This is a genomic window from Clavibacter sp. GW821-FHT01D01, assembly GCF_059422605.1.
The window spans coordinates 48,058-61,484 of sequence record NZ_JBWKXC010000004.1; the positions used below are offsets into that span (position 1 = coordinate 48,058).

The 13,427-nt window shown below is 74.4% G+C and carries 11 protein-coding genes and 1 riboswitch; of the genes, 7 read left to right on the top strand and 4 right to left on the bottom strand.

The features are described from left to right. Positions 1-2: 2 nt before the first annotated feature. From AC07VC_RS07315 to AC07VC_RS07325, 3 genes are all read left to right on the top strand, one after another. The gene (locus AC07VC_RS07315) at positions 3-1,472 is read left to right on the top strand and encodes a maltokinase N-terminal cap-like domain-containing protein (RefSeq protein ID WP_494676206.1); all 1,470 of its coding nucleotides are present in this window, start codon (positions 3-5) and stop codon (positions 1,470-1,472) included. Between the two features lie 112 nt (positions 1,473-1,584). Further along, a complete protein-coding gene (locus AC07VC_RS07320; protein ID WP_317229290.1) occupies positions 1,585-1,779 on the top strand; it encodes a hypothetical protein in 195 nt (64 codons plus the stop codon). 9 nt (positions 1,780-1,788) lie between these two features. After that, entirely contained in the window at positions 1,789-3,945 is a 2,157-nt protein-coding gene (locus AC07VC_RS07325) for a S9 family peptidase (protein ID WP_494676207.1), read from the top strand. A gap of 14 nt (positions 3,946-3,959) precedes the next feature. On the opposite strand, the gene AC07VC_RS07330 is transcribed toward AC07VC_RS07325, so the two are convergent. Both AC07VC_RS07330 and AC07VC_RS07335 read right to left on the bottom strand, forming a co-directional pair. Next, positions 3,960-5,069: an MFS transporter gene (locus tag AC07VC_RS07330; RefSeq protein ID WP_494676208.1), complete on the bottom strand. Its 1,110-nt coding sequence runs from the start codon at positions 5,067-5,069 to the stop codon at positions 3,960-3,962. 52 nt (positions 5,070-5,121) lie between these two features. Continuing rightward, positions 5,122-5,472 carry a hypothetical protein gene (locus AC07VC_RS07335; RefSeq protein WP_494676209.1) on the bottom strand — a complete coding sequence of 117 codons (351 nt, stop codon included), beginning with the start codon at positions 5,470-5,472 and terminating at the stop codon, positions 5,122-5,124. Between the two features lie 31 nt (positions 5,473-5,503). After that, positions 5,504-5,595: riboswitch (TPP riboswitch) on the top strand. Here AC07VC_RS07335 and thiM point away from each other — a divergent pair. Beyond that, positions 5,586-6,413, top strand: coding sequence for a hydroxyethylthiazole kinase (gene thiM / locus AC07VC_RS07340; protein WP_494676210.1), 828 nt, complete (start codon positions 5,586-5,588; stop codon positions 6,411-6,413). (Overlaps the previous riboswitch by 10 nt.) Further along, on the top strand, positions 6,410-8,743 hold the full coding sequence (locus AC07VC_RS07345; protein ID WP_494676211.1) for a bifunctional hydroxymethylpyrimidine kinase/phosphomethylpyrimidine kinase: 2,334 nt from the start codon (positions 6,410-6,412) through the stop codon (positions 8,741-8,743). The genes thiM and AC07VC_RS07345 overlap by 4 nt, the downstream gene beginning before the upstream one ends. A gap of 74 nt (positions 8,744-8,817) precedes the next feature. Here the strand turns inward: AC07VC_RS07345 and AC07VC_RS07350 are convergent, their stop codons facing one another. Then, a complete protein-coding gene (locus tag AC07VC_RS07350) occupies positions 8,818-9,168 on the bottom strand; it encodes a hypothetical protein (protein ID WP_494676212.1) in 351 nt (116 codons plus the stop codon). A gap of 293 nt (positions 9,169-9,461) precedes the next feature. On the opposite strand from AC07VC_RS07350, the gene AC07VC_RS07355 reads away from it, so the two are divergent. Both AC07VC_RS07355 and AC07VC_RS07360 read left to right on the top strand, forming a co-directional pair. Further along, positions 9,462-10,820 (top strand): MFS transporter, encoded by a 1,359-nt coding sequence (locus tag AC07VC_RS07355; RefSeq protein ID WP_494676213.1) that lies wholly within the window; start codon positions 9,462-9,464, stop codon positions 10,818-10,820. A 51-nt stretch (positions 10,821-10,871) separates the two neighbouring features. Beyond that, positions 10,872-11,048 carry a hypothetical protein gene (locus AC07VC_RS07360; protein WP_181034762.1) on the top strand — a complete coding sequence of 59 codons (177 nt, stop codon included), beginning with the start codon at positions 10,872-10,874 and terminating at the stop codon, positions 11,046-11,048. A gap of 71 nt (positions 11,049-11,119) precedes the next feature. Here the strand turns inward: AC07VC_RS07360 and AC07VC_RS07365 are convergent, their stop codons facing one another. Next, positions 11,120-13,252 (bottom strand): DEAD/DEAH box helicase, encoded by a 2,133-nt coding sequence (locus AC07VC_RS07365; protein ID WP_494676214.1) that lies wholly within the window; start codon positions 13,250-13,252, stop codon positions 11,120-11,122. Positions 13,253-13,427 lie beyond the last annotated feature (175 nt).

Sequence of the window (13,427 nt, forward strand, 5' to 3'; positions counted from 1 at the left end):
CCATGCAGCACCACGACCTCAGCGAGATCCCCGACTTCCTCGCGGCCTGGATGCGCGAGCAGCGCTGGTTCGCCTCCAAGGGCACCGAGCCCCGCCTCGAGCGCATCGGCGGGTGGAGCTTCAGCGACGAGGGCTGGTTCGCCCGCATCGAGACGCACCTGATCATCGACCACGGCAGCGCGAAGCCCGTGCTGTACCAGGTGCCGCTCACGTACCGGCAGGCGCCGCTGGAGGAGCTGAAGCCCTTCCACATCGGCACCATCGTCGAGGACGACGGCGTCGAGCTGCACGTCTACGACGGACCGCACGACCCCGCGTACGCCTGGGCGCTCATCCGCACCATCCTCGACGAGCGCGACGCGGACGTCGACGAGACCTCGCTCGGCGCGACCGCGCGCGGCCAGCGCCAGCCGGGCGTCGAGATCGCGACCGTCGTCGGGTCCCACGTGCTCTCGGGCGAGCAGTCGAACACGTCGATCATCTACGACATGGTCTCGGCCGACGGCCAGGCCATCAACCCGATGATCGTGAAGGTGTTCCGCGCCCTGCACCACGGCGAGAACCCCGACGTGGTCCTGCAGTCCGCCATCGCGGGCGCCGGCTCCCGGCTCGTGCCGCAGACCATGGGCAGCGTGCTCGCCGAGTGGAGCGACTCCGGCCGCGAGGTCGGCCACGCCATCGGGCACGTCGCGTTCGCGCAGGAGTTCCTGCCCGGCGTCACGGACGCCTGGCGCGTCGCGCTCCGCGCCGCCGAGGCCGACGCCGACTTCCAGGCCGAGGCCCGCGCGCTCGGCGAGGCCACGGCCGACGTGCACGCCACGCTCGCCGCCGCCCTCCCCACCGTCGAGGCCACGCCGGACGTCATCGAGGGGATCATGGTCAGCTTCCGCCGCCGCCACGCGACGGCCGAGAGCGAGGTGCCGGAGATCGCGGCCTTCCACGACGCCATCTCGAGCGTGTACGACGCCGCGGAGAAGGGCGAGTGGCCGAAGCTGCAGCGCATCCACGGCGACTACCACCTGGGCCAGGTGCTCTCGGTGCCGAACCGGGGCTGGGTCCTCCTCGACTTCGAGGGCGAGCCGCTGCGGCCGATGCACGAGCGCTCCCTGCCCGACGTCACGCTCCGCGACGTCGCCGGCATGCTCCGCTCGTTCGACTACGTCGCCGGCTCCTACGCCCTGGCCCACCCCGGCAAGTCCGCGGCCTCCTGGGCGTCCGCCGCCCGCCGTGCGTTCGTCGACGGCTACATCGCCCGCTCCGGCACCGACCTCCGCGCGAACCGCGCCCTGCTCGACGCGTTCGAGATCGACAAGGCCGTCTACGAGGCGATCTACGAGGTCCGCAACCGGCCCGGCTGGCTCTCGATCCCGCTGCAGGCCGTCGCCCGCCTCGCCACCCGCTCGAGCACGCTCGGCGCGGCGACCACGCCGGGCGCGACCGGCCCGCGCGAGGCGGGGCCGCTCGTCCCCTGACCTCGGCGGGCACCCGGAGCCGGGGACGGCTCGGTCCTCGCCGCGCTCGGGCCCGGTAGCATCGGCGCACGCTCGCGTCCGTGCCCGGCCGTGGCCGACGGAGGGGACGCGAATGCTCGGACAGGCGCTGCTCGCCCTCGTCGGCATCGCGCTGATCCTCCTCTCCTGGCCCTCCGGTGCATCCGCCGACGGGTCGGGCTGGTGGGGCGTCGTCGGCGGCGGGCTCATCGTCGTCGGCGCCGCCCTGGCTGCCGTCCGGGCCCGTCGCCCGGGCCGCGTCCGGCGAGGGTCCCGGCCGCGTCGGTAGGCTCGACGGATGACCGACCCCGCCGTCCCGGCCGTCTCCGAGTCCGCATCCGCCACCCCGCCCGTCGCCGAGCAGCGCCCCGTCGAGCGCACGTTCCACGGCGACACCTTCGTCGACCGGTACGAGTGGCTGCGCGACAAGGACGACGCCGACGTCATCGCGCACCTCGAGGCCGAGAACGCGTACACCGAGGCGGTGACCGCGCACCTGGAGCCGCTGCGCGAGGCGCTGTTCACGGAGATCAAGGACCGCACGCAGGAGACCGACCTCTCCGTCCCCGTCCGCCAGGGCGACTGGTGGTACTACGCCCGCACGGTCGAGGGGTCGCAGTACGCGATCCGCTGCCGCCGTCCCGTCCAGGGTCCGGACGACTGGACGCCGCCCGTCGTCGAGGCCGCCGCGGACGGCGTCGCGGTCGAGGGCGAGCAGGTGCTCCTCGACTCGAACGCCGAGGCGGAGGGCCACGAGTTCTTCTCGCTCGGCGCGTTCGAGGTCAGCCCCGACGGCTCGCTCCTCGCCTACTCGACCGACACCGAGGGCGACGAGCGCTTCACGCTCCGGATCCGCGACCTCGCCACGGGCCAGGACCTCGCCGACGAGATCCCCGGCACCAGCCACGGTGCCACGTTCTCCGCCCACGGCGACCACCTGTTCTACGTCACGGTCGACGACGCCTGGCGCCCCGACACCGTCTGGCGCCACCGCGTCGGCACGCCCGCCGCGCAGGACGTGAAGGTGTTCACCGAGCCCGACGAGAGCTACTTCACGGGCTTCGGCATGACCCGCAGCCGCCAGTACCTCATGATCCAGGTCGGTTCGAAGATCACGACCGAGGTGCTGCTGCTCGACGCGGGCGACCCGACGGGCACCTTCCGCCCGGTCTGGCCGCGCCGCCACGGCGTCGAGTACGACGTCGACCACGCGGTCATCGACGGCAGCGACCGGCTCCTCATCCTGCACAACGACGGCGCCACCAACTTCGAGCTGATCGACGTGCCCGCCGACGACCCGACCTCCACCACGGATCGCCAGGTCGTCATCCCGCACGACGACGACGTGCGCCTCGAGGACGCCAGCGCGTTCGCCGACCACGTCGTCGTGTCGTACCGCCGCGAGGGCCTCACGCGCGTCGGCGTGATCCCGTTCGACCGGGTCCTCGACGGCGAGCAGCTGCACGAGATCGCCTTCGACGAGCCGATCTACACGGTCGGCACCGCGGGCAACCCCGAGTTCGCGCAGCCCACCGTGCGCCTCGGGTACACGAGCCTCGCGACGCCCGCCACCACCTACGACTACGTGCTGGCCACCCGCGAGCTGCGCCTCCTCAAGCAGCAGCCGGTGCGCGGCGGCTACGACCCGGACGACTACGTGCAGACCCGCGAGTGGGCGACCGCGGAGGACGGCACCGAGATCCCGCTGTCGGTCGTCTACAAGCGCGGCCTCGTGCACCCGGGCGCGCCCGCACCGCTCCTGCTGTACGGCTACGGCTCGTACGAGGCGAGCATCGACCCGTCGTTCTCCATCGCGCGGCTGTCGCTGCTCGACCGGGGCATGGCGTTCGTCATCGCGCACGTGCGCGGCGGCGGCGAGATGGGCCGTCGCTGGTACGACGAGGGCAAGACGCTCACGAAGCGCAACACCTTCACCGACTTCGTCGCGGCGGCCGACCACCTCATCGCGCGCGGGTGGACGAGCCCCGACCGCCTCGTGGCCGAGGGCCGGAGCGCCGGCGGCCTGCTCATGGGCGCGGTCGCGAACATCGCGCCCGACCGGTTCGCCGGGATCCTCGCGGGCGTGCCGTTCGTCGACGCCTTGACGAGCATCCTCGACCCGTCGCTGCCCCTCACCGTCATCGAGTGGGACGAGTGGGGCGACCCGCTGCACGACCCCGAGGTGTACGCGTACATGAAGTCGTACACGCCGTACGAGAACGTGCGCGAGGGCGTCGAGTACCCGCGGATCCTCGCGGTCACGAGCCTCAACGACACGCGCGTCCTCTACGTCGAGCCCGCGAAGTGGACGGCCCGCCTCCGCGAGGTCGGCGCGCCGGTGCTGCTGCGCACCGAGATGCAGGCCGGCCACGGCGGCAAGTCGGGCCGCTACGACGCGTGGCGCGAGCGCGCCTCGGACTACGCGTGGGTGCTCGACGTGGCGGGGCTCGGGTAGCGGCGGCTCGTCCGTCACCCGCGGCGGGCCGTCCGCCCTCCGGCTGCCATCCCCGACGCGCCCAGGCAGAGCAGGAGCGCTCCGACGAGGATCGCGTTCCCGTAGGCCGCCTGCCGGGCGTCCCGCACGACGCTCAGGAGCCACCCCGTGGCGACGGTGCCGAGGAGGGATGTGAGCGCCACGGCCGCCTCGAAGGCGCGCACCTGCGAGTAGGCGACGTAGACGGCCCCATCGATCCGAGACCCGCGAGTAATGCCGCGCGCGGCGTGGCGACGGCCGCCAGGCGCGGAGCGAGGACCGATCCGGCGAGTCCGCCGAGGCTGAACGTGCCGCTGACGACGCCGTACTGCGCGGGCGTGAGCCCCAGGTGTCCGAGGGTGAACAGGGCGAGCACCGAGTTGTTGGTCCCGAGCGAGAGGCCGTAGACCGACACCCCGACGATGACCAGGCGGATCGACGGGGTCCGCCAGGCCACGAAGAGACCGGCGTCGAACTCCGGCCAGTAGCGACGTGCCGCGTCCGCATCCGGCCGTGCCGACCGCGCACCCTCCACCCTGCTCACGCACACCGCGGACAGCGCGAACGTGAGGGCGTTCACCGCCAGTGCGGGGAGAGGCCCCAGCACCGCGTAGAGCGCGGGCCCCCGCCGACGTGGCGATGACGGCGATGCCGACGGCGGCGAACATCATCTTCCCGGCGGCGTCCGCACGTCGATCCTCGGGGAGGAGCGCCTGGAGCGCCGCGGCTCGTGCGGGCAGGAAGAACTGCGACGCCGCGCCGATCAACGTGAGGGTCACCAGCAGCGCCACGATGACGAGGGCGTCGCCGCCCCTCGCCGCGATCGCGAGCATCGGGAGGAGCAGAGCGAAGCGGATCAGGTCGGCGGAGACCATCGCCCTGCCTGCTCGCCAGCGATCGACGAGCACCCCCACCAGCGGCGCGACGACGAGGCGCGGCAGCGTGCTGGTCACGACAACCGCCGAGACCAGGGCAGGCAGCTCCGGCTCGCCTGCCGCGAGGTCGGTGATGAGCCAGACGGTGACGGTGGAGGCGAGCAGGTACTCACCGAAGGACGACGTCGCCTGGGCAGCCCAGAACCAGGCGAAGTCCCGGTTGATCAGCACCCGCGCGCCCCATCGATCCATGCGTGGGACGCCCCCGCCGCGTGCGCCACGATCAGCGCGCGAGCAGTTCGCGGACGACGGGGTCGATGAGCGGCTCGCGATACAGGGCGACCATCGGCACCCATCCGCTGAGGTAGCACACGAAGTTCAACCGCCCGAAGGCCACGACGTCCTCAGTCGAGAGGGGCTCGCCCGCGATGAGCCGCTCCACCGACCCATCCGCGCCCGCGCCCGCGCCCTGCAACATCAGCATCGCCGCGCCCGATGCGTGGTCGGCTGGCAGGTCGTCCCACTCCCGCAATGGCTGGCCGCGGCGGAGCGCGGGGATCATGTGGCTGTCGTCCATCACGGCCCCGTCCGTCGTGCGGTGTCGGCGAGCGACGCGATCGCCGCCGTCGATCACAGGCGAGCCGCCTCTCGCACCCCTAGGGTGGATCCCTGACACGGGGTGCCCACGAGGGCTGAGATGAGACCCGTCGCACCTGATCCGGTTCGCACCGGCGGAGGGATGTCATCATGAGCGCTGCGCGCCCGTCCACCCACGAGACCACGGGAGCGGGGACCGCCTCGGCGGACCTCCTCCGCCTGCTGCGGGAGCGCACGCCGCTCGTGCAGTGCATCACGAACGCCGTCGTCACCGGCTTCACCGCCAACGTCCTGCTCGCGCTCGGTGCCGCGCCCGCGATGACCGACGTGCCCACCGAGGCGGGGCCGTTCGCCCGGATCGCGTCGGGGGTGCTCGTGAACCTCGGCACGCCGCACGCCGAGCAGCGGGAGGCCGCGGTCGAGGCCGCGCACGCCGCCCGCGAGGCGGGCACACCATGGGTGCTGGATCCCGTCGCCGTCGGCGCCCTGCCGGTGCGCACCCGGCTCGCGCACGAGCTCGTGGCCCTGTCGCCGACGATCGTGCGCGGCAACGCGTCCGAGATCCTCGCGCTCGCGACCGGCGGAGCGGGCGGCCGGGGCGTCGACGCGACCGACGCGGTGGAGGCCGCACTCGACGCGGCCCTGCTCCTCGCCCGCACCTACGGCACCGTCGTCGCGGTCTCGGGGCCCGTCGACCACATCACCGACGGACACCGCGTCGTGCGCGTGCACACGGGCGACGCGCTCCTCACGAAGGTGACCGGCGGGGGCTGCGCCCTCGGCGCCGTGATGGCCGCGTTCGCGTCGCTGGACCCGGATCCGCTGCGGGCAGCCGTCGCCGCGACGAGCGCGTACACGATCTCCGCGGAGGTCGCCGCCGAGGGCGCCCGCGGGCCCGGCTCCTTCGCGGTCGCGCTGCTCGACGCCCTCGACGCCGTGACCCCCGAGCTCGTCGCGCAGCGCGAGCGCCTGTCGTGAGCGGCCTCGACCTCTCCGTCTACCTCGTCACCGATCCGACGCTCTGCGGCGCGCGCGGCGTCCCCGCGGTCGTCGCGGCGGCCGTCGCGGGCGGGGCGACGGCCGTGCAGATCCGCGACAAGCACGCGAGCGCGGCCGACCTGCTGGCGACCGTGCTCGCGGCGGCCTCCGTCATCGACGCGCACGCCGCCGGGCACCCGACCGCGCCGCGGCCCGCGCTCCTCGTCGACGACCGCGTCGACGTGGTCCTCGCGGCGCTCGCCCGGGGCGCGCGGGTGGACGGGGTCCACGTCGGGCAGTCGGACGTGCCGGCCGACCTCGTGCGGCGGATGCTCGACGCCGCGAGCCCCGACCGGCGCCTCGTGCTCGGCCTCACGGCGAACGCCCCCGAGCACGTGGAGGCGGTCCGCGCCCTGCCAGACGGCACGGTCGACTACCTCGGCGTCGGCGTGATCCGGCCCACCAGCACCAAGCCCGACCACCCGGCGGCGCTCGGGCACGACGGGTTCGGCATCATCGCGGGCCTCTCCCCCGTGCCGTGCGTCGCGATCGGCGGGGTCGACGTGGACGACGTGGACGCGGTGGCGGCCGCGGGAGGGGCGGGCACCGCCGTGGTGTCCGCGGTGTGCGCGGCCGAGGATCCCGCGGCGGCCACCCGCGAGCTCGCGGACGCGTGGGCTCGGGTGCGGGCGGCGGCAGCGGGCGACGGGTCCGCGTCCGCCGAACCCGCCCCCACCGGCGACGACTCCGCCGTCGACGAGTTGGCCGCTGCCGACCACGACCACGACCACGACCACGCCGCAGCCGCCGGCCCGGCCCGCGGCAGCCGCGCCGTCCCGCGCGTCCTCAGCATCGCGGGCACGGATCCGACGGGCGGCGCAGGCGTGCAGGCCGACCTCAAGTCCATCGCGGCGAACGGCGGCTACGGGATGGCCGTCGTCACGACGCTCGTGGCGCAGAACACGCGGGGCGTGCGGGAGATCCACGTGCCGCCGGTCGCGTTCCTGCGGGCGCAGCTCGACGCGGTGTCCGACGACGTGGTGATCGACGCCGTGAAGGTCGGCATGCTCGGATCCGCCGCCGTGGTGGACGAGGTGGCGGACTGGCTGCGCGCGGTGCGCCCGCCGGTCGTGGTGCTCGACCCGGTGATGGTCGCCCAGTCGGGCGACGCCCTCCTCGACGCCGACGCCACCGAGGCGCTGCGGCGCCTCCTCCCGCTCGCCGACGTCGTGACGCCCAACCTGCCGGAGCTCGCCGCGCTCCTCGGCGAGCCCGAGGCCGACGGCTGGGACGCCGCGCTCGCGCAGGGCCGCGCCCTCGCCGCGCGGCACGGCGTGCGCGTGATCGTCAAGGGCGGGCACCTCCGCGTGGACGACTGCCCGGACGCGCTCGTCGTTCCCGCCGGGGACGGCGCGGACGGCTCTGACGCCGCGGACTCCGCCGTCCGCGTCGTCCCCGGCCCGCGCATCGCCACGACGAGCACGCACGGCACCGGCTGCTCCCTCTCGAGCGCGCTCGCGACCCTGCAGCCGCGGCGCGGCGACTGGCTCGCGGCGCTCACGGAGGCGAAGGGCTGGCTCACGGGATCCCTGGCGCGCGCCGAGGACCTCGACGTCGGCGAGGGGGCCGGCCCGCTCGACCACCTGCGCGCGCTGTGGGATGCCGCGGGCACGCACCTGCCGCCCGTCTCGGAGGAGATGTGGTCCGGATCGGCGGACCTCCGCCGCGAGATCGACGGCCTGCCCTTCGTCCGCCGCCTCGGCGACGGCAGCCTGCCGGAGGCGTGGTTCTCGCACTACCTCGCGCAGGACGCGATCTACCTCCGCGCCTACTCCCGCGTGCTCGCCCGGGCCAGCCAGCTCGCGCCGACGCCCGACGCGCAGGTCGCGTGGGCGCGGTCCGCGGCCGACGCGATCGCCGCCGAGTCGACGCTGCACGAGGAGTGGCTGTCCCGGCACCCCGCGCCCGCGGTCGCCGGCCCGGTGACGCGCGCCTACGTCGACCACCTGCTCGCGCACGCCGCCGGCAGCGACTACGCCGTGCTCGTCGCGGCGCTCCTGCCCTGCTTCACGATCTACGCCGACGTGGGCGTCCGGCTCCACGCGGCGGGATCCGCCGCGGCGGCGGCCGGGTCCGCGCACCCGTACGCGGCGTGGCTCGAGACGTACGCGGATCCCGCCTTCACGGCCGCGACCCGGCGCGCGTGCGAGCTGGTGGACGAGGCGGCGGTCCTCGCGGGCCCCGTCCGCCGGTCCGCGATGGTCGAGGCGTCCCGCCTCTCGGCGGCGTACGAGCGCGACTTCTTCCGCGCCCCGGAGGCGCTCGGCTGATCCGGCACCGGCCGGGTCGCGCCCGGCGCGCGTCCGGCGTCGCGAGGATGCGGCGGCGCGTGCGTCCGCGGGGCTCAGCCCACGGAGGCGAGCCGCTGCAGCAGCAGGTCGAGGGTGGAGTCGAGGCTGCTCGCGCCCCAGACCGCGACCACGACGGTGAGGGCGACCATCGTGCCCGCGGGCGCGCGGTGCCGGATGCGGTCGACGAGGAGCAGGACGACCGTGCCGATCGCGACGACGATCCCCGCGACGGAGGCGAAGGCCATGCGCACGTAGTCCGCCGCGTCGGGCGCCGACCAGCTGTTCGCCGCCAGGCTGAGGGCGAGCGGCACGAGCACCAGGCCCACGAGCAGGACCAGCGGCGCGGGCAGGAGGCGGGGACGCGGCGGGGCCGGATCCACGGCGACGGGGGTGGGGACGGACATGGTGACGAGCCTAGGGTCGCGGCGAGTCCCGGACCAGGGCCCGCACGACGCACGCCGCACGCCGCACGCTGCACGCTGCACGCTGCACGCCACGGTCCCCGCGCGCCGGCGGTCATCTCACGTCGTGCACCGACGGCGCGCGACCGCCGGCGTCACACTCCCGGAGGCGGACCGCCGCGGCGCTACGCTCGACCCGCCGCCGACGGATCCCCGTCTCCCGCGGCGTCGCCCGTCCTCCACACCGCCGACGCGGCGACCATCGCGCGCCGTGCGCCTCCCGGGAGCCCCACACCATGACCACGACCACCTCGCGGCCCACCCGCGCCCAGCGCCTCGACGCGCTCCCCTGGACCCGCGGCCACTCCCGCATCCTCGGCGGCAGCGGCGTCGGCTGGGCCCTCGACGCGATGGACGTCGGCCTCATCTCGTTCGTCATCGCCCAGCTCGCCGTGGTGTGGGAGGCGGACGCGGGGCAGCTCGGCCTCGTCGCGTCGGCGGGCTTCCTCGGCATGGCGATCGGCGCGAGCGTCGGCGGGCTGGTCGCGGACCGCATCGGACGTCGGCAGGTGTTCGCCCTCACGCTGCTCGTCTACGGCCTCGCGACGGGCGTGTCCGCGCTCGCGATGTCGGTCGGCGCGCTCATCGCGCTGCGGTTCGTCGTGGGCCTCGGGCTCGGTGCGGAGCTGCCGGTCGCGTCGACGCTCGTGAGCGAGTTCTCGCCGGCGCGGATCCGCGGGCGCGTGATCGTGATCCTCGAGTCCTCCTGGGCGGTCGGCTGGACGGCGGCCGCGCTCATCGGCTACCTGGTCATCCCCACGAGCGAAGACGGCTGGCGCTGGGCGCTCGCGCTCGGCGCGGTGCCCGCGGTGTGGGCGATCTTCGTCCGGCTCCGGCTGCCGGAGTCGGTGCGCTTCCTCGAGGCGAAGGGCCGGCACGCGGAGGCGGAGCGCGTGGTCCGCGGGCTGGAGGAGTCGGCCGGAGCAGCGGCGCCGGTCGACGACGCGCGGGTGCCCGAGACCGCCGCCGAGGCCGCGTCCGCCGCGCCCGCCGCCGACGCCGCTCCCCGAGAGCGCCTCTTCGGCGCGCGCCTGCGCCGCCGCACCCTCTCCCTCTGGATCGTGTGGTTCTGCGTCAACTTCGCCTACTACGGCGCCTTCATCTGGCTGCCGACGCTGCTGGTGGCGCAGGGCTTCTCGCTGGTGCGCTCCTTCGGGTACACCCTGCTCATCACGCTCGCGCAGCTGCCGGGCTACGCGGTCTCGGCCTGGCTCGTGGAGCGCTGGGGGCGCCGCGTGACGCTCGCGGTCTTCCTCGCGGGATCCGCCGTGTCCGCGGGCCTCTTCGGCACCGCCGACGACGTGACCTCGATCCTCGTGTTCGGCGCCCTCATGTCGTTCTCGAACCTCGGCGCATGGGGCGCGCTCTACGCGGTGACGCCCGAGCTGTACCCGACGCGCGTGCGCGCGACGGGCGCGGGCAGCGCGGCCGGATTCGGGCGGCTCGCGTCGATCATCGCGCCGCTGTGCGTGCCGCCGCTGCTCGCCCTCGGTGGCGTCGCCCTACCGTTCGGCGTGTTCGCGGGCGTCTTCGCGCTGGCCGCCGTCGCCGCGCTCACCCTGCCGGACCTGCGCGGCGAGGCCCTCGAGGACTGAGCCGGCGGATCCGGTCGGTACGCTCGTGATGCCCGACCCCGAGGAGCTACCGTGGTGCCCACCTTCGTCGTCGTCGCCGTGATGGTCGTCGTCGTGATCCTCATCGCCTTCGCCGTCATCGGCACCACCCGCTCGAACCCCACGCAGGACGCGCAGGACGCCGTCGCCCGCGAGCGCCGCGCGGCCCGCAAGGCCGAGCGGGAGCGCCGGAAGGCCGAGCGCGGCTGAGCCGTCCCGTGCGACGACGACGCCCCCGCGACCAGCAGGTCGCGGGGGCGTCGTCGTGCGGGTCGCGACGGCTACGCGGCCAGCGCCTCCTCGAGCAGGTGCGACAGGGCATCGAGCTGGACGGACGTGGATCCGGCCTCGTCGAGGTCCTCGCCGTCGAGCGCGCGCGCCGCGAGGCCCGCCTTGCTGTCGATGAGCTCCGCGATCTTCGCGTCGATGGTCTGCGCCGCGATGATGCGCCACGCGGTGACGGGCTCCTCCTGGCCGATCCGGTGCACGCGGTCGATGGCCTGCGTCTGCTCCGCGGAGGTCCAGCTGAGCTCGGCGAGCACCACGTTCGACGCGGCCTGCAGGTTGAGGCCGACGCCCGCAGCGGTGAGCGAGCAGACCACGACCTCCACCTCGGGATCGTTCTGGAAGGAGTCGATGGCGTCCTGGCGCGCCGCGGGCGACTGGTCGCCGCGGATCGAGACGCTGCGGATGTCCCGCTTCGCGAACGTGGCCTCGGCCTGGTCCATCACGTCGACGTGCTTGGCGAAGAACACGACCTTGCCGACCGAGCGCGCGAGCTGCGCCGCGTAGTCGGCGGCGAGCACCGCCTTGGCCTGGCCGATGCGGCGGACCATGGTGAAGACGTTCTCCCCGGTCTTCTGCGCCTTGGCCTCGTCGAGCTCCGACTGCGCGACGAGCCGCACGAGGTGCGCCCGCTCCGCCGCCGGTCCGTCGAGGACCTCCGGCACGGTGGTGCCGCGCGCGCCGACGAGCGCCGTGAAGCGCCGCACCAGGCGGGCGGCGAGCTCGCGCTCGGCCTGGCGGATGGAGCGGCCCAGGTCGTCGTCGAGCTCGACGGGGAGGTCGGCGATCCGCTTGGACGGCAGGTCGGTCGCCACGTCGATCTTGCGGCGGCGGACGATGCCGAGGTCGATGACCGCGCGTCGCGCCTCCGCGAAGAACCCGGGATCGGCGGGCGTGAGTCCCGCCTCCTCCAGCTCGCCCATGAGGACGGACGTCGGCTTGTCGCCGTCGATCCAGCCGAGGAACTGCCAGATGGCGCGGAAGTCGTCGATGTCGTTGATGAGCGGGGTGCCCGTCAGCGCCATCAGCAGCGGCGCGGACTGGCGCTGCCGGATGCTCTCGGCGAGCGCCAGCACGAACTTCGAGCGCTGCGACTGCAGGTTCTTGATGAAGTGGGCCTCGTCGACGACCATGCCGCGGAAGCCGAGCGTCCGGAGCCAGCCGATGTGCCGGTCGAGGACCTCGTAGTTGACGATGACGACGTCGGCGAAGGCGTCGAGGCCCGCGCCGTCGCCGTGGATGACGGTGGCGCGGCGGTGCGGCGTCCAGCGCTCCACCTCGCGCTTCCAGTTCATCTTGACGACGTTGGGGACGACGACGAGCAGCGGGTACGCGTCGGCGACGGAGGCGGCCAGCAGGGCCTGCGCGGTCTTGCCGAGGCCCGGCTCGTCGGCGAGCAGGAACTCGCGGTGGCCGAGGCGGACGCTCTCGAGGAAGCGGGCCTGGTGGCGCATGAGCTCGAGGCCGTGCGGCGACAGGCGGTCGATGCGGGGGCTCTCCGGCAGGTCCATGCTGGCGATGCCGCCGCCGGCGCCGTACTCGAACGACTTGAACAGCGGGCCGAGCAGCTCCCAGTTGGCGAGGAGGCGCGTGGGCGGGGCCGCGGGAGCGGGCCGGTCGAGGTCGGGCTCGAGGAACGGGTTCGCCAGCACGCGGGCCTTGACCGACGGCGGGACGACCTGGCGCTCGTGCAGCTTCGCGATCGCCGGGTCCTCGGGCTCGGGCTCCGGCTCGTCCTCGACGACCATCTCGACGCCGCCGTCGAACAGCATGTGCTTGCGCATGGCGCGGGCGGTCTCGGAGAGCTTGGCGTCGGGGTCCAGCAGCGGCAGCACCGAGGTGTCGCGCGCGGCCGTGCGGGCCAGGATGCTCGCGATGCCGTCGAGGCGCTTCAGCGTCTCCGCGCGCTCGGAGTCGCTGAGCGGGGTGGCCGGGTCCTTCGCGTGCGTGCGCTCCTCGCGCATCAGCACGGCGATGACCTGGAACTTCGTGCGGTTGACCGGCTTCAGCTTGCCGCGCTGGGCGGCCTGCTCGATCTCGCGCACGGCGCGCGCGAGGACGGGGATGAGCCCGTCGTTGTCGATCGTGCGCGTGCGGGCGGAGGACCGCCGCTGGCCGGTGCGAGCCATGCAACTCCTTGTTCACTGCCGGGGCCAGGCCGCGCCTGCGCTCCCGGATCGGAAGGACTCGGCGTCCGTCGCGCACGGTGACGCGTGCGGTCGGACGGTGGCGAGGGGACCTTCCTCGAGCAACCGGGAGACCCGGGTCGGGGGTGGGATGAGGGTCCGCCGCCTGCGCCCGGCC